The sequence below is a fragment of the Aeromonas sobria genome (genome assembly GCF_050266975.1).
Taxonomy (GTDB): Bacteria; Pseudomonadota; Gammaproteobacteria; order Enterobacterales; family Aeromonadaceae; genus Aeromonas; species Aeromonas sobria_B.
Genome location: NZ_JBKISU010000029.1, coordinates 1 through 15056, shown reverse-complemented (window position 1 = coordinate 15056; position 15056 = coordinate 1). Strand labels below are relative to the sequence as shown.

Below are 15056 nucleotides of genomic sequence, written 5' to 3'. Positions count from 1 at the left end.
AAGAGACCATCTGGCCCATTGGGCCCATGGGGGGAATATGCGCTGGATCAGTCTGTGTGCCCTGTTGCTCGCGGCGGTGGTGGTGGTGCTCGGCGCCTACACCCGGTTGACGGAGGCCGGACTCGGCTGCCCGGATTGGCCCGGGTGTTACGGTTTTCACCTGGTGCCGAGCCAGAGCCATGAGCTGATGCTGGCAGAGCGCCGCTTTCCGGATACCCCACTGCAACCCCACCTCGCCTGGAATGAGATGATCCACCGTTATTGCGCTGGCCTGCTCGGGCTTGTCATCCTCGCTCAGGCCCTGTTCTCTCTCCACCGGCGGCAGGGTCGGCGGCTCGCCTGGCTGACGCTGGCACTGGTGGTGGGTCAGGGGTTGCTCGGCATGCTGACGGTGACCATGAACCTGTTTCCACTGGTGGTGCTGAGCCATCTGCTGGGCGGCATGACCATTCTGGCCTTGCTCTGGCTCGCCGCGCTCAGACACTGGTCATCGACACACGCCTCGCCATCGGTGCAGGCGCCCGGGCGGACGCTGTGGCTGCTTCGGATCGGCCTGGTGGTGCTGGTGATCCAGATAGCTCTTGGTGGTTGGACGTCGGCCAACTACGCGGCGCTCACCTGCCATCAGCTGCCCTGGTGTGAGGGCCCCTGGTGGCGTTGGCTCGATTTCATTCGCGCGTTCGATCCCGTGCCGCCGCCGAGCGACAGTTATCAGTTTGGCGTGCTGCCCTACGGGGCTCGCATGACCATACAACTGACCCACAGAAGCTGGGCCCTGGTGACGGTACTGACGCTGCTGTGGCTGGCCTGGCAGCTGGGTCGAGAGGGATGGTCGGTTCTGGGAGGCGTGCTGGCCACCCTGGTGTTGCTGCAAGTGGTGCTGGGGGTGAGCAACATTGGGCTCATGCTGCCCTTGCCCGTGGCCCTGGCTCACCATGGGGTGGCCGCCTTGCTGCTGCTCACCATGGTGACCGTCTGGTTTGCACTCGGCCGCCGGTCGGCCCAAACAGGGGAGCGTTGAGATGGCGCGAACGCATGCACTGCACGCCACGGCGAGATGGCGTTGGCAAGACTATCTGATGCTGACCAAGCCCAAGGTGGTCGCGCTCCTGTTGCTCACCGCCCTGGTCGGCATGTACCTCACCGGCCAGCTGCCGGGCCCGGGATTGGTGCTCCTGTCCCTGACGGGAATAGGCCTGGCCGCGGGAGGAGCGGCCGCCATCAATCATGTGCTCGACAGGCACATAGACCTGCGCATGGCGCGTACCCACCACAGGCCGGTCGCCAGGGGGCGTATCGAGACTCGTCAGGCGATGACGTTTGCCTTGGCGCTCTGTGCCGGCGGCATCGCCATCCTCTGGCTGGGCGTCAACGGCCTGACCGCCTGGCTGACCGCAGGCTCCCTGATAGGTTATGCCGTCGTCTACACGGTCTGGCTCAAGCGGGCGACCCCGCAGAACATAGTGATTGGCGGGCTGGCGGGGGCCATGCCTCCCCTGCTCGGTTGGACCGCGGTCACCGGGATGCTGGATCCCCACGCCCTGCTGCTGGTGGCCATCATCTTCACCTGGACCCCGCCCCACTTCTGGGCGCTGGCCATCCACAGACGAGATGACTATGCCAGGGTCAATATTCCCATGTTGCCGGTGACCCATGGCATCGAGTTCACCAAAACCTGCGTGCTGCTCTACACCCTGTTGCTCACCCTGGTGTGCCTGCTGCCCTGGCTGGTTGGCATGGCAGGCCCGGGTTATCTGATCGGCAGCCTCTGCCTCAATCTGAGGTTTGTGCAGTGGGCCTGGCGTCTCAAGTTCTCCCCGGACGAGCAGACTGCGATACAATGCTTCAAATTTTCCATCACCCATCTGATGGTACTCTTCATCGTCTTGTTGGCGGATCACTGGATTGACTATGGCTAAGTGGCGTTTCCCCCTGTTATTGCTGGTATTTATCGCGGGTGTTTCCAGCGCCTGGTTTATCCACAAACCCGAAGAGCCTGAACAGGCCACCTATTATGCCGCTGGGCGAGACCTTGGCCCCTTCTCGCTGACCGATGCCGATGGCCAGCCCTTCACGCCGGCAAACCTGAAAGGGCACTGGAGTTTCCTGTTCGTCGGCTACACCTTCTGTCCCGACGTCTGTCCCACCACTCTGGCCGATCTGAGGTCCGTCTATCCCAAGTTGCAGAAGCTGGACGAGCGCAGTCAGGTGGTCTTCATCTCGGCGGATCCCCAGCGGGACACGCCGGCGCGCCTGAAGAGTTACGTCGCCTTCTTCCAGCCCGACTTCAAGGCGGCGACCGCGCCCCATGGCGCCCTGTTCCCCTTCGTCCGCAACCTGGGACTCATCTACTCAATCGCCGAGCAGGGGGAGAAGGATTACCTCATCGATCACTCGGCCTCCATCGTGCTGGTCAATCCAGAAGGTCAGCTACAAGCCATCTTTCGACCCGAGTCCGCCCCGGGTCAGGTGCCTCATGTGGCGATGAAGGCACTGGTCTCGGATTTTGACCGTATCCTGACCCTGTCCGGCAGCTGAGCCCGTGGCGCGTTTCCCCGACTGGCTGCGGGACCCTGCCCGCCATGGCGCCGTGTTCGCCCTGGCATTGCCCATGGTGTTTTCCAACATCACCACCCCCCTGCTCGGGCTGGTCGATACCTGGGTCATCGGCCACCTGAGTCAGGCCTGGTTTCTCGGTGGTGTCTCGGTCGGGGCGACCCTGATCAATCTCATCTTCTGGCTGCTTGGCTTCCTGCGCATGTCGACCACAGGGCTGACCGCCCAGGCCCATGGCGCGGCCTGCGGGCGGGAGATGCTCGATACCCTGATGCGGGCCATGGCGCTGGCACTGTTGCTGGGGGTGGGCATCATGCTGCTGGTGTTCCCCCTCCTGCCTCAGATCATTGGGTTGAGCGGAGGCTCGGCCGAGGTGCAGCACTATGCGGGTCAGTATGTGGCTGTGCGGATCTGGAGTGCCCCGGCGGCCCTGTGCAATCTGGTGATCATGGGCTGGTTGCTGGGCTTGCAGGATGCCCGCACGCCCATGGCGCTGCTGATCCTGACCAATCTCGTCAACATGGCCCTCGATGCTCTCTTCGTGCTGGGACTGGGTTGGGAGGTCAAAGGGGTGGCGGCGGCCTCCCTCATCGCCGATCACTGTGCGCTCGGGGTCGGCATCTGGCTGGTGAGCCGCCGCCTGCGAGCGCTGGATCCGGCGGTCTGGCAGGGCGCCCTGCGCCGCTTTCGGCAGTGGCCTGTCTTCTTGCGTCTGCTGGGGCTCAACCGCGACATCTTCATCCGCTCCCTCTGCCTGCAGCTCTGCTTCGCCTTCATGACGCTGCAGGGAGCCCGGCTCGGTGACGTGACGGTGGCTGCCAATACGGTCTTGCTCAATCTGCTGATGCTGATCTCGTACGGGCTGGATGGGTTTGCCTATGGGGCCGAGGCCATGGTCGGGCGCGCCATAGGGCGCCGTGACCGTCAGGGGCTGCGGGAGGTGATAGTGCTCAACCTGGGCTGGGCCCTGCTGATTGCCGCCGGTTTTACCCTGGCGTTCGCCCTGGGGGGACCAGGCCTTGTCGCCAGCATGACAGATCTGCCCGAGGTGATCCGGGAGGCACAACACAACCTGCCCTGGCTGGTGGCCATGCCGCTGCTGGCGGTCTGGTGTTTCCTGTTCGATGGGGTCTTCATCGGGGCGACCCGGGCCCGTGAGATGCGCAACAGCATGCTGGTGGCGGTATTTGGCGGCTTCTTCCCGGTCTGGTGGCTGGCGCAATCCCTGGGCAGTGATGCGCTCTGGGCGGCGATGGCGGCGCTCATGGTCGGCCGGGGCCTGAGCCTGGGTCTGCTCTGCTGGCGCATGGAGCGGGATGGTCGGCTGCTCGCATCCCGCGCCTGATCCTGCTTCACCACGCCGATATCGAGAGGGCCCGCTTGTCAGCAAGCGGGCCCTCTGTGTCGTGGGGTTCTACTGGGCGCCTCGATAGCCGAGCTGGCGCCAGCTCTCGTAGACGAACACCGAGACGGCGTTGGCCAGGTTCATGCTGCGGCTCTGGGGCAGCATGGGGATGCGCAGGCGCTGCTCGCCCGGCAGACTCTCGATGATCTCCATGGGCAGGCCACGACTCTCGGGGCCGAACAGCAAGGCATCCCCCAGGGTGAAGTCGACGGCCGAGTGGGGTCGGGCACCCTTGGTGGTGCAGGCGAATACCCGCCTGGGCGCCACGGCCGCGAGGAAGGCCTCATAGCTTGGCCAGCGCTTCACTTCGGCGAATTCGTGATAGTCGAGCCCGGCGCGCTTGACCCGCTTGTCGTCCCACTCGAATCCTAGTGGCTCTATCAGGTGCAACCGATAGCCGGTGTTGGCACAGAGTCGGATGATATTGCCCGTGTTGGGGGGAATTTCCGGTTGATAGAGCACGATATCGAGCATGACAAGATCCTGATGGGGGCCGGGAGGGGCGTCAGCATACCCAGCCGCTGCGGCAATGAAAAGAGGCTCATGTCAGCGGCAGCGTGATGGTGATGAGCAGGCCGTGGGGCACGTTATGGGCGGCCGTGATATGGCCGCCATGGCGGTGCACCGCCTCGGCGGCGATGGCCAGTCCGAGGCCGGTCCCGCCGGTCTGGCCGTTGCGGGCATCGTCGACCCGGTAGAAGGGCTGGAACAGCAGCGCCAGCTGATCGCTGGGCACTCCTGCCCCGTCATCGCGGATGCTCATGATCCAATGCTGCGCCGTGCTGTGCCACTCCACCTCGATCAGGCTCTCGGCGTATTTGAGGGCGTTGCGCAGCGGATTCTCCAGGGCGCGCGCCAGCAGTTCGGGCCAGATCCGCAGCGAGAGGCTGGGCAGGGGGGGAAGGACCAGGCGCTTGCCGCTCTGGTGGGCCTCGAACAGGGCGTCATCCAGTATGGGCTCGAGCAGCTCGGCGAGGGGGTAGTAGATGGGCGCCTCCACCCGCTGCTGGGCGCGGGAGAGATCGAGCAGGTCGCCGATCAGCTTGTCGAGCCGCCCTATTTCAGACTCGATGCGGGCCAGCTCGTTGCTGTCGCCCTGCTTGCGACGGATCAGCGCCTGGGCCAGCTGGATGCGAGTCAAAGGGCTGCGTAACTCGTGGGAGATGTCAGATAACAGCTGTTTTTGTTTTTGTATCATCAGCTTGAGAGTTTCCACCATGTGGCTGACGTTGTCGGCCAGCTGGCCAATCTCGTCGCGCCGCTCCAGGTTGGGGATCCGGGTTTCCAGCTCACCGGCGGCGATTTGGGAGACGGATTGCTGCAACTGCTGAATGGGGCGAGTCAGCCGCATGGCGAGCAACAGACACAGTGGCGTGCTGATCAGCATGGCGACCAACAGGATCAGCACGGGGTGGTCCAGGATCTGGATCACCAGAAACAGATAGGGGTTGTCGACATTGAGGCCGAAGTAGACCTGGTAGCTGTGACCATTGTGCTCGAGCAGGAAGGGACCCGTGACCGCATCGTTGTGGTCGCGGCCCATCATGGGGTTGTCCGGCTGATCCACCTCCAGCATGAACCGCATCACGAACTTGTCCGGCGGCGTGGAGGCCTGCACCTGGCCCGCCTGGTCCCGCACATAGATGCTGCCCACCTGCATCAGACCGGCGGCTTGCAACGCCTGTTGCAGGTCGAATGCCCGGTCGGGCCGGGCACCTTGCAGCAGGGTGCGCACGTGCTGCTGCATGGAGAGCCGCTCCTTGGGGGGCAGGGGGATGGTGTTGCGTGGATCCAGGGAGGGGAGGCTGATCACCACCGCCAGGATCAGCAGCAACATGCTCCAGAACCAGAGAAAGATCTGACCCGAGAGACCATGGAGGGGAGGGAGTCTCATGTCGCGTCCAGCCAGAGGTAGCCGCGGCCCCGCACCGTCTTGAAACGGGGCTGACCATCGGCTCGCTCCGGCAGCTTCTTGCGCAGGTTGCTCAGGTGCATGTCGATGGCGCGATCGAAGGGCTCGAGCTTCTTGCCGAGCACCTGTTCCGAGAGCTGCTTCTTGCTGATGATCTGCCCCGGGCTGCGCAGCAGGCACTCCAGCAGGCCAAACTCGGTGGCGGTCAGCTCCAGCTGCCTGCCGTCGCAGCAGGCCTGCTGCAAGCCGGGTTGCAGCTGGATATCCATGAACTGCACCTCGTCGGCGCCCACTCGCGCTGGGTTGCTGCCCTGGGTGCGGCGCAGTATGGCGCGGATCCTGGCGAGCAGCTCCCTGTCGTCGAATGGCTTGGCCAGGTAGTCATCGGCGCCCGCTTCCAGACCATTGACCCTGTCCTGGCTGTCGCCGCGGGCGGTCAGCATCAGCACTGGGGTATCGAGCCGCTCCCTCAGCCTGGCCAGCATGGCGAAGCCGTTGAGCCTGGGCATCATGACGTCCAGCAGGATCAGATCGAAGGCGTGCAGCGCCAACTGGTGCAGTCCCTGCTCGCCATCGTCGGCCACCGTCACCTGGAAACCCTCCAGGGTCAGGATTTCGTGGAGCAGCTGGGTGAGGTCCAGGTCGTCATCGACCAGCAAAATTCTGTTCATCAGTCGCCAGTTCCGATCATTTTTCGCGCCAAGGGGGGCGCAGGGTCAGGGTATAATAGATTTTTAACCGCAAGAGGAAAGCCGGTTGTGAGCCATCAACAATATTCCCGCTGGGTGACCCTGGCCAGCATGGCCGCCGTCGGCACGGCCACCCTGCTCATCACCGGCAAGCTGATCGCCTGGCTGATGACGGGTTCTTCCAGCCTGCTGGCCTCCCTGACCGACTCCTTCATGGACGTGAGTGCCTCCATCATCAACCTGCTCGCCATCCGCTATGCCATGACCCCCGCCGACGAGGAGCACAGATTCGGCCATGGCAAGGCGGAATCCCTGGCCGGCCTGATCCAGTCCGCCTTCATCGCGGGGTCGGCCCTGCTGCTGGTGATGCACGGCATCTCCTCCCTGCTCAAGGAGGATCCCATCTTGCGGCTGGAGGCGGGCATCTGGGTGAGCCTGGGCTCCATGGTGCTGACCCTGCTGCTGGTGGGCTTCCAGCAATTCGTGGTGCGGCGCACTGGCAGTGTGGCCATCAAGGCGGACATGCTGCACTACCGTTCCGATCTGCTGCTCAATGGCGGCGTCTTGCTCGCCCTGGTATTGGCGGGACAGGGCTGGCTCTGGGCCGATGGCCTGTTTGCCATCCTGATCGGCCTCTTCCTGCTGTGGGGGGCGTTGACCATAGGGTACGAGTCGGTGCAGGCCCTGCTGGATCGCCAGTTGCCAGAGGAGGAACAAGCGAGAATAATGGCCCTTTGCTGTGAGGTCGCCGGTGTGCACGGTGTGCATGATCTGCGTACCCGCCAATCCGGGCCGACCCGTTTTGTGCAATTACATCTGGAGCTGGATGATCAGCTCCCCCTGGTCAAGGCCCACCAGATCGCCGACGAGGCGGAACTGGCGGTGCGCCAGGCCTTTGAGCGGACGGACGTCATCATTCACATGGACCCCATCTCTGTGGTGCACAAGGAACGGCAAGGCTCCCCCATCGAACAACAGTAGGCAGTAACATGGATGATCTGGTTGCCCGTACGTGGCAAAAAATTCAGCAGGAAGCGGGCATGATGGCGACCCAGGAGCCCATGTTGGCCAGCTTCTTCCACTCCACCATTCTCAATCATGAGACGCTGCGCTCGGCCCTGAGCTTCCAGCTTGCCAACAAGCTCGACAGCGCCACCATGCCGGCCATCGCCCTGCGCGAGGTGATAGAACAGGCCCTGCGCAGCGATCCCGACCTGCTGGCCGTGGTGGCAGCCGACATCTGTGCCGTACAGGAGCGGGATCCCGCGGTCGAGTTCTTCTCGACCCCCCTGCTCTATCTCAAGGGGTTCCACGCCCTGCAAGGCTATCGGGTGGCCCACTGGTTGTGGCAGCAGGGGCGCCGCCCGCTGGCGCTCTATCTGCAAAACCAGATCTCGGTGGTGTTCGGGGTGGATGTGCATCCCGCCGCCCGCATCGGCAAAGGCATCATGTTTGACCATGCCACCGGCATAGTGGTCGGTGAGACGGCGGTGATCGAGGACGATGTCTCCATCTTGCAGAGTGTGACCCTGGGGGGAACCGGCAAGGAGGGGGGCGATCGCCATCCCAAGATCCGTGAAGGGGTAATGATCGGCGCCGGTGCCAAGGTGCTCGGCAACATAGAGGTCGGCATGGGGGCCAAGATAGGGGCGGGGAGTGTGGTGATCAACCCGGTGCCGCCCCATACCACGGTCGCCGGCGTGCCTGCCAAGATCGTCGGTCATCCCGAGTGCGACAAACCCTCGCTGGACATGGACCAGTGCCTCTGACTCTCCTGATGTAAGGCTGGACCATGGCCAAGTGGTGGTCGGGATGGCTCATCCTGGCAATGTGGCTGCTCAATCTGCTGCACCTTTACGGGGGCATCTCGCCCTGGCCCGCCGCCCTGGCGGCCTGGATGGCGTCCCTGCTGACCTGGCCCAGGATGGCGGGAGCCGCTAGGCGCCAGGCCTTGGTGCTATACGGCGCCGCCCTGATACTGCTGCTGTTCTCCTTCGTGCGTGGCGCCGACCTCACCCTGGGGGAGTGGCTGTTGCCCAACATCAACATGCTGACCATGTTCGCCGCCGTGAGCACCCTCAATCTCGCGACCTCGGGGCTGCTGACCGGCACCCCTGCCTGGTCAGGCCGCAAGGGGCTGTGGAGCACCATGGCGAGCCTCAATCTGCTGGGGGCCGTGATCAATCTGTCGGTGCTCTTCATCATTGGCGATCGGCTGGAGCGCAACAACAGCCTGGAGCGACGCCAGGTCATGGTGCTGAGCCGTATCTTCTGCGCCGCTGCATTCTGGTCCCCCTTCTTCGTGGCCATGGCGGTGGCGCTCACCTATGCCCCCGGCATGCGACTGGCTCCCATCTTGCCGTTCGGCATGCTCGGCGCCCTCATCTCCATGGGGGTCACCGCCTGGCAGGTCGAGCGGCTGGGGGCGATCGCCGATTTTCAGGGCTATCCGCTGCGCTTGCAGACCCTGGGACTGCCGCTGGCCCTGGCGGCGGCCGTGCTGCTGGTGAAGCAGTGGTGGCCCGCCCTCAGCATTCTGGCGGTGATCGCTCTGGTGGCCCCCTTGCTGGCGCTGATCTTCATGCCACGCCAGGGGCGCGCCCTGGCGCTCAAGCGTCAGGTGGTGGAACGCTTCCCCGCCATCGGCGGCCAGCTGGTACTGTTTCTCGGTGCCGGCCTGCTGGCGGCAGGGATCAATAGCGCCCTGTCCACCCTGGCCGTCGGCGATCACGGCTTGCCGCTGTTCCAGCACTTCGGCTGGTTCGAGGCGTCGCTGACCCTGCTGCTGATCCTGGTGGTGGCCATCTTCGGGGTGCATCCCCTGATCAGCATCTCGGGGCTGGCGCCGCTGCTCTGGCCCCTGCAGCCGGATCCCAGCCTGCTCGGCATGTGCTTCCTGCTCGGCTGGGGACTGGCGACCGGTACCAGCCCCCTCTCCGGCTCCAACCTGGCATTGGCCGCCCGCTACAACCTGAGTGCCTCTCTGCTGCTGCGCTGGAACCTGACCTATGGCGCCTTCATGTATCTGATGGCCTGTCTGCTGCTGGGCGGATATATCGCCTGGCAGGGATGAATCCCGGCCCATGTGAAGAAAATCGACGCAGATTTGAGCTGGGATGGCGGCGAGACCGCATTTTCCCTCGTGCCGGCTTGTTTGTGCGAAGCGGCTCAGGGTATGCTGACTCCACGCGCTGGCATTGCCCTCTGTGGGGCATCGCAATTGAACAAACAGGTACGCATCATGTCATTAGAAGTCCTTGAACAACTCGAATCCAAAGTCCAATCCGCCGTCGACAACATCTCCCTGCTGAAGATGGAGCTGGACGAACTGAAGCAGCAGAACAACCAGCTGCAAGATGAGAACCATCAGCTGCGCAACGAGCATCAAGCCTGGCAAGAGCGTCTGCGCGCCCTGCTCGGCAAGATCGATCAGATGGACGAAGCCATCTGATCCCACGCCGTTCCTCGCCGCAAGTGAGAAGGCCGCTCGATGAGCGGCCTTCTCGTTGATGGCGGGCAGCGACCTGGCTCCTTGCCTCAGCACATGGCCAGCAGCTGCTTGACCGTCTTCTCGATGCCGTCTGCCGCCTCGACGATGTTGTTGGCCAGCATGTAGGCCGGGGTGGAGATGACCTTGCGCTCTTCATCCACCACGAACTCGTTGACCGGACAGGCGAGGTGGCTGGCACCCATGGCTTCCATGGCATTGGCGGTTCCTTCATCCTTGCCTATGGTGGCCAGGGTGCCGGCCCCATAGACCAGGGGGATCATGGCCGGCGCGATGCAGATATAGGCGGCGGGCTTGCCGGCGCGGGCAAAGCTCTGGCACGCTTTGAGCACATCGGGCTGGATCTGGCACTGGGCCCCCTGGAGTGCGAAGTCACACAGGTTCTTGGCGGCGCCGAAACCGCCTGGCAGCAGCAGGGCATCGAAATCGGCGGCATCGAGCTCGGCCACATCGCGGATCTGGCCGCGGCAGATGCGCGCCGCCTCGACCAGCACGTTGCGGCTCTCCCCCTCGCTCACCTCGCCGGTCAGGTGATTGATGACATGCAGTTGGGGCACGTCGGGAGCGAAGCACTGGACGGCGGCGCCCTGGCGCGCCAGCGCCAGCAGGCTGATCACCGCCTCGTGGATCTCGGCGCCATCAAACACGCCACAACCACTCAAGATCACGGCCACTTTTTTCATGGGAAGACTCCTTGTTGTCGAAAATGTGAGCCAAGGTGGAAACTGGCACTTTTGTATGGTTATCGTTCGCCCCCGGCTGGTCAAGTCAGGATGCTGTGCTAGGATTGTTTCGTTTTGGATCCTGCCTGACTCATCCCCTTAAAATTTTTTCCACATTTGGCCATGTCATCCTTGATACATCTTTATCTTGTGGTGATGGTATAATTTATTGATATTAATGGTTTTTTGTTTTTTGTTTCCGTTGTTCTTCACAGGCTTGGTCAGCTCATGCCATTTTTGGTCACAGAGTTATCCACAGAATTTGTTTGGCATGCATCCAACAATAGGTTAGGCCGGCCCCCTTGGTGCCAGGGGGTCCCTGTGGCATCCTAGCGGCTGTTTATCTCTCTGGCAGGACGACTTCATGGCCCCTAGCAATCCCCTCATTCTGGTCGACGGTTCTTCATATCTGTATCGCGCCTTCTTCGCCTCCCAGCAGGCCGACCTGCGAACCTCCACCGGATTGCCAAGTGGCGCCGTCCGTGTCATGGCAAACATGATGCGCAGCCTGCGCAAGCAATACCCCGACAGCCATGTCGCCGTGGTGTTCGACGCCAAGGGCAAGACCTTCCGCGATGACATCTACCCCGAGTACAAGGCGACCCGGGCCAGCATGCCGGACGATCTGCGCAGCCAGGTTGCTCCCATTCACCAGATGATCAAGGCGATGGGCTTCCCCTTCCTGATGGTGGAAGGAGTGGAGGCGGACGACGTGATCGGCACCCTGGCCCGTCAGGCGACCGAGAAGAAGCTGCCGGTGCTCATCAGCACGGGTGACAAGGACATGGCCCAGCTGGTCTCCGACCATGTCACCCTGATCGACACCATGAAGGATGTGAAGACAGATAGGGACGGGGTGATCGAGAAGTTCGGCGTGCCGCCAGAGCTCATCATCGACTACCTGGCCCTGATGGGAGACAAGGTGGACAACATCCCCGGCATGACGGGGGTTGGCGAGAAGACGGCGCTGGCCTTGCTGCAGGGGATCGGCAGCATAGACGAGATCGCCGCCAATCTGGACAAGGTCGCCGCCCTGGGCTTTCGCGGCTCCAAGGCTTTTGCCGACAAGTTCCGCGAGCAGGAGGAGCAGGTTCGCCTCTCCTATGTGCTGGCCACCATCAAGACCGACGTCGAGCTGGAACAGAGCCTGGAGCAGCTGGTGCTGGGCCCGATCGACAAGGAGTCCCTGCTGGCGGTCTACCGCGAGTATGAGTTGCGCAATCTGCTCAAGGAGCTGGAAGGGGGCGATGACGAGGGAGAGGGTGCCCAGGCTGACTCGGTGGCGTCGGCGGCCATCGAGACCGAGTATCAATGCGTCCTGACCGAAGCCGAGTTGGATGGCTGGCTCGGCAAGCTGGCCGGGGCCGAGCTGTTTGCCTTCGATACCGAGACCACCAGTCTCGACTATATGGAGGCGAGAGTGGTTGGCGTGTCGTTCGCCATCGAGCCGGGCAAGGCGGCCTACGTTCCCTTCGGTCACGACTATCTGGGGGCGCCAACCCAGCTGACCGAACAGCAGGTGCTGGGCAGGCTCAAGCCGCTGCTGGAGGATCCGGCCCGTCTCAAGGTGGGGCAGAACCTTAAGTACGATCGCAACGTGCTGCTCAATCACGGTATAGACCTGCAGGGCATCGCCTTCGACACCATGCTCGAATCCTATGTGCTCAACTCCACCGCCAGCCGTCACGACATGGACTCTCTGGCCAGGAAGTATCTGGGCGTCGACACCATCTCGTTCGAAGAGATCGCCGGCAAGGGGGCCAAGCAGCTCACCTTCAACCAGATCGAACTGGAGCAGGCGGCGCCCTATGCGGCGGAAGATGCCGACATCACCCTGCGCCTGCACCAGACCCTGTGGGGCGAACTGAGCAAACAGCCCACGCTTGCCAAGGTGTTCACCGAGATTGAGCTACCCCTGCTGCCGGTGCTGGCACGGATGGAGAGGCTCGGGACCACCATAGATCCCAAGCTGCTGCACCAGCAGAGTCAGGAGATCGAGGTGCGGCTGGTGGAGCTGGAGAAGCAGGCGCACGAGCTGGCCGGCCAGGAGTTCAACCTCTCCTCACCCAAGCAGCTCGGCGAGATATTGTTCGTCAAGCTGGGGCTGCCGATCCTCAAGAAGACCCCCAAGGGCGCCCCGTCTACCGCGGAAGAGGTGCTGGCGGAATTGGCGGAGACCTACGATCTGCCGCGCCTGCTGATGGAGCACCGTGGCCTGGCCAAGCTCAAGTCTACCTATACCGACAAGCTGCCGCTGATGATCAAGCCCCAGACCGGGCGAGTGCACACCTCCTACCATCAGGCGGTGGCGGCGACCGGCCGGCTCTCCTCGACCGACCCCAACCTGCAGAACATCCCGGTGCGCAACGAGCAGGGTCGCCGCATCCGTCAGGCCTTCGTACCGATCCAGGGCTACAAGCTGGTGGCGGCGGACTACTCCCAGATTGAGCTGCGCATCATGGCGCACCTCTCCGGTGACCAGGGTTTGCTGACCGCCTTTGCCGAGGGCAAGGACATCCACAAGGCGACCGCCGCCGAGGTGTTCGGGGTGGCGCTCGATGCGGTCACCAGCGACATGCGCCGCAGCGCCAAGGCGATCAACTTCGGCCTAATCTACGGCATGAGTGCCTTCGGTCTGGCCAAGCAGCTGGGGATCGGCCGTGCCGAGGCGCAAAAATACATGGATCTCTACTTCGAGCGCTACCCGGGCGTGCTGGAGTATATGGAGCGTACCCGCCAGCAGGCGGAAGCTCAGGGCTACGTCGAGACCCTGTTCGGTCGTCGCCTCTATCTGCCGGACATCAAGTCCCGCAACGCCGGCCTGCGCAAGGCGGCGGAGAGGGCCGCCATCAACGCACCCATGCAGGGCACGGCCGCCGACATCATCAAGCGCGCCATGATCCAGGTCGAAGGGTGGCTCAAAGGCATCGAGGATGACTCCATCCACATGCTGATGCAGGTCCACGATGAACTGGTGTTCGAGATCCGTGCCGACAAGGTCGACGAGTACGTCACCCTCATCAAGGAGAAGATGTCGGCGGCGGCCGAGCTGCATGTACCGCTGGTGGTCGAGGCCGGGGTGGGGGACAACTGGGATCAGGCCCACTGAGCCTGACCCGGGTGACTGGCTAGCCATATAAGCAGAGAAGCCCGGCATCATGCCGGGCTTCCTGTTTGTGGCGGCGGTGTTTCAGGCCTCTTGCAGGTATTCGTCCTTGAGCAGGACGTAGTTGTCGGCCGAGGTTTTCAGAAAGGCAATCTCTGCCGGCTTGAGCGGCCGCGCCTGCTTGACCGGGTTCCCCATATAGAGGAAGCCGGATGCGAGCCGTTTGCCCGGTGGTACCAGAGAGCCAGCGCCTATCATCACATCATCCTCGACCACCACCCCATCCAGCAGTATGGCCCCCATGCCGACCAGCACCCGATTGCCTATGGTGCAGCCATGCAGCATGGCCTTGTGGCCGACGGTGACATCTTCCCCGATCAGCAGGGGGTAACCATGGGGATTGGCCTCGCTACTGCGGCTGAGATGCAGAATCGTGCCGTCTTGCACATTGCTGCGGGCGCCGATGCGGATGTGGTTCACATCCCCCCGCGCCGCCACCAGGGGCCAGATGCTGGCATCATCGCCGAGCACTATGTCTCCCACCAAAGTGGCGCAGGGATCCACGTATACGTCTTTGCCCAGTTGCGGGCGCTTTCCCTTATAGGGTCTTAGTCGCAAGTCCATCTTGGCCTCCTTGATTTACGGCCATTCTAGCAATCCCAGACCCGGCTCTGTGGATAAAGTTGTATAAAAGCTGTGGTTGGTTATGAATAACTAAATAAACGCCGATTTTTGCAATTTTATTGCATCGAGGGGCTTGCCAGTGAGATCAATCTCTCTATAATGCGCCTCCATCGACAGGGCAAGCGGCAACGCAAACAACCTCGTCGATAGCCTCGAAAAGCCTTACAAAATAAGGCTTGACTCGAGAAGGCGGTTGAGTAGAATGCCACTCCCGCAGCAGCCAAAAGCTGCGTCGCTCTTTAACAATTTGAATCAAGCAATCTGTGTGGGCACTCACAGCATCGAGCATCAAAAACAATTTTTGATTTTCAATGTCTGGTGAAGTGACCAAGACAACTTCGGTTGTCACAGTTTATTTCAGCAATTCATTGAGCCGCTTTTCGAAGCAACCAAACTTAAATTGAAGAGTTTGATCATGGCTCAGATTGAACGCTGGCGGCAGGCCTAACACATGCAAGTCGAGCGGCAGCGGGA

At 62.5% G+C, this 15056-nt stretch carries 15 protein-coding genes and 1 rRNA gene; 10 read left to right on the top strand and 6 right to left on the bottom strand.

Features of this window, described 5'->3' with window-relative positions; all coding sequences use genetic code 11:
* Window positions 1-37 precede the first annotated feature (37 nt).
* The 4 genes from ACLHZ1_RS15750 (at window position 38) to ACLHZ1_RS15735 (ending at window position 3901) form a co-directional block, all read left to right on the top strand.
* A complete protein-coding gene (locus ACLHZ1_RS15750; protein WP_427262847.1) occupies window positions 38-1021 on the top strand; it encodes a COX15/CtaA family protein in 984 nt (327 codons plus the stop codon).
* A gap of 1 nt (window position 1022) precedes the next feature.
* A complete protein-coding gene (gene cyoE, locus ACLHZ1_RS15745) occupies window positions 1023-1919 on the top strand; it encodes a heme o synthase (RefSeq protein ID WP_427262846.1) in 897 nt (298 codons plus the stop codon).
* The gene (locus ACLHZ1_RS15740) at window positions 1912-2538 is read left to right on the top strand and encodes an SCO family protein (protein ID WP_427262845.1); all 627 of its coding nucleotides are present in this window, start codon (window positions 1912-1914) and stop codon (window positions 2536-2538) included. Before cyoE ends, ACLHZ1_RS15740 begins: the two co-directional genes overlap by 8 nt.
* Window positions 2539-2611: 73 nt before the next feature.
* Entirely contained in the window at window positions 2612-3901 is a 1290-nt protein-coding gene (locus ACLHZ1_RS15735; RefSeq protein WP_427262882.1) for an MATE family efflux transporter, read from the top strand.
* Between the two features lie 69 nt (window positions 3902-3970).
* Here ACLHZ1_RS15735 and trmL read toward each other — a convergent pair whose 3' ends face one another.
* The 3 genes from trmL to ACLHZ1_RS15720 all read right to left on the bottom strand — a co-directional run bounded on the left by trmL (window position 3971) and on the right by ACLHZ1_RS15720 (window position 6544).
* On the bottom strand, window positions 3971-4435 hold the full coding sequence (gene trmL / locus ACLHZ1_RS15730; RefSeq protein ID WP_427262844.1) for a tRNA (uridine(34)/cytosine(34)/5-carboxymethylaminomethyluridine(34)-2'-O)-methyltransferase TrmL: 465 nt from the start codon (window positions 4433-4435) through the stop codon (window positions 3971-3973).
* 67 nt (window positions 4436-4502) lie between these two features.
* Window positions 4503-5855 carry an ATP-binding protein gene (locus ACLHZ1_RS15725; RefSeq protein ID WP_427262843.1) on the bottom strand — a complete coding sequence of 451 codons (1353 nt, stop codon included), beginning with the start codon at window positions 5853-5855 and terminating at the stop codon, window positions 4503-4505.
* A complete protein-coding gene (locus ACLHZ1_RS15720) occupies window positions 5852-6544 on the bottom strand; it encodes a response regulator (protein WP_427262842.1) in 693 nt (230 codons plus the stop codon). The genes ACLHZ1_RS15725 and ACLHZ1_RS15720 overlap by 4 nt, the downstream gene beginning before the upstream one ends.
* Window positions 6545-6631: 87 nt before the next feature.
* Here ACLHZ1_RS15720 and ACLHZ1_RS15715 point away from each other — a divergent pair, with 87 nt between their 5' ends.
* The 4 genes from ACLHZ1_RS15715 (at window position 6632) to ACLHZ1_RS15700 (ending at window position 10013) form a co-directional block, all read left to right on the top strand.
* The gene (locus tag ACLHZ1_RS15715) at window positions 6632-7543 is read left to right on the top strand and encodes a cation diffusion facilitator family transporter (RefSeq protein WP_408798076.1); all 912 of its coding nucleotides are present in this window, start codon (window positions 6632-6634) and stop codon (window positions 7541-7543) included.
* A gap of 8 nt (window positions 7544-7551) precedes the next feature.
* A complete protein-coding gene (cysE, locus tag ACLHZ1_RS15710) occupies window positions 7552-8331 on the top strand; it encodes a serine O-acetyltransferase (RefSeq protein WP_041997466.1) in 780 nt (259 codons plus the stop codon).
* Window positions 8332-8354: 23 nt separating this feature from the next.
* Window positions 8355-9635 (top strand): hypothetical protein, encoded by a 1281-nt coding sequence (locus ACLHZ1_RS15705; protein WP_427262841.1) that lies wholly within the window; start codon window positions 8355-8357, stop codon window positions 9633-9635.
* A gap of 168 nt (window positions 9636-9803) precedes the next feature.
* Window positions 9804-10013 (top strand): cell division protein ZapB, encoded by a 210-nt coding sequence (locus tag ACLHZ1_RS15700; RefSeq protein WP_041997460.1) that lies wholly within the window; start codon window positions 9804-9806, stop codon window positions 10011-10013.
* An 86-nt stretch (window positions 10014-10099) separates the two neighbouring features.
* Here ACLHZ1_RS15700 and elbB read toward each other — a convergent pair whose 3' ends face one another.
* On the bottom strand, window positions 10100-10753 hold the full coding sequence (gene elbB, locus ACLHZ1_RS15695) for an isoprenoid biosynthesis glyoxalase ElbB (protein ID WP_408798072.1): 654 nt from the start codon (window positions 10751-10753) through the stop codon (window positions 10100-10102).
* Between the two features lie 403 nt (window positions 10754-11156).
* Between elbB and polA the strand changes: the two genes are divergently transcribed.
* The gene (polA, locus tag ACLHZ1_RS15690) at window positions 11157-13901 is read left to right on the top strand and encodes a DNA polymerase I (protein WP_427262840.1); all 2745 of its coding nucleotides are present in this window, start codon (window positions 11157-11159) and stop codon (window positions 13899-13901) included.
* A gap of 81 nt (window positions 13902-13982) precedes the next feature.
* Here the strand turns inward: polA and ACLHZ1_RS15685 are convergent, their stop codons facing one another.
* Both ACLHZ1_RS15685 and ACLHZ1_RS15680 read right to left on the bottom strand, forming a co-directional pair.
* On the bottom strand, window positions 13983-14522 hold the full coding sequence (locus tag ACLHZ1_RS15685) for a gamma carbonic anhydrase family protein (RefSeq protein ID WP_408798068.1): 540 nt from the start codon (window positions 14520-14522) through the stop codon (window positions 13983-13985).
* A 154-nt stretch (window positions 14523-14676) separates the two neighbouring features.
* A complete protein-coding gene (locus tag ACLHZ1_RS15680; RefSeq protein WP_427262839.1) occupies window positions 14677-14931 on the bottom strand; it encodes a hypothetical protein in 255 nt (84 codons plus the stop codon).
* 48 nt (window positions 14932-14979) lie between these two features.
* On the opposite strand from ACLHZ1_RS15680, the gene ACLHZ1_RS15675 reads away from it, so the two are divergent.
* Window positions 14980-15056: ribosomal RNA gene (locus ACLHZ1_RS15675) — 16S ribosomal RNA — on the top strand; the annotation flags it as partial.

Bases quoted from the DNA above. Each gene is read 5' to 3' on its own strand.
- ACLHZ1_RS15750 (WP_427262847.1), top strand. From the start codon at position 38: ATGCGCTGGATCAGTCTGTGTGCCCTGTTGCTCGCGGCGGTGGTGGTG.
- cyoE (WP_427262846.1), top strand. From the start codon at position 1,023: ATGGCGCGAACGCATGCACTGCACGCCACGGCGAGATGGCGTTGGCAA.
- ACLHZ1_RS15740 (WP_427262845.1), top strand. From the start codon at position 1,912: ATGGCTAAGTGGCGTTTCCCCCTGTTATTGCTGGTATTTATCGCGGGT.
- ACLHZ1_RS15735 (WP_427262882.1), top strand. From the start codon at position 2,612: ATGGTGTTTTCCAACATCACCACCCCCCTGCTCGGGCTGGTCGATACC.
- trmL (WP_427262844.1), bottom strand. From the start codon at position 4,435: ATGCTCGATATCGTGCTCTATCAACCGGAAATTCCCCCCAACACGGGC.
- ACLHZ1_RS15725 (WP_427262843.1), bottom strand. From the start codon at position 5,855: ATGAGACTCCCTCCCCTCCATGGTCTCTCGGGTCAGATCTTTCTCTGG.
- ACLHZ1_RS15720 (WP_427262842.1), bottom strand. From the start codon at position 6,544: ATGAACAGAATTTTGCTGGTCGATGACGACCTGGACCTCACCCAGCTG.
- cysE (WP_041997466.1), top strand. From the start codon at position 7,552: ATGGATGATCTGGTTGCCCGTACGTGGCAAAAAATTCAGCAGGAAGCG.
- ACLHZ1_RS15705 (WP_427262841.1), top strand. From the start codon at position 8,355: ATGGCCAAGTGGTGGTCGGGATGGCTCATCCTGGCAATGTGGCTGCTC.
- ACLHZ1_RS15700 (WP_041997460.1), top strand. From the start codon at position 9,804: ATGTCATTAGAAGTCCTTGAACAACTCGAATCCAAAGTCCAATCCGCC.
- elbB (WP_408798072.1), bottom strand. From the start codon at position 10,753: ATGAAAAAAGTGGCCGTGATCTTGAGTGGTTGTGGCGTGTTTGATGGC.
- polA (WP_427262840.1), top strand. From the start codon at position 11,157: ATGGCCCCTAGCAATCCCCTCATTCTGGTCGACGGTTCTTCATATCTG.
- ACLHZ1_RS15685 (WP_408798068.1), bottom strand. From the start codon at position 14,522: ATGGACTTGCGACTAAGACCCTATAAGGGAAAGCGCCCGCAACTGGGC.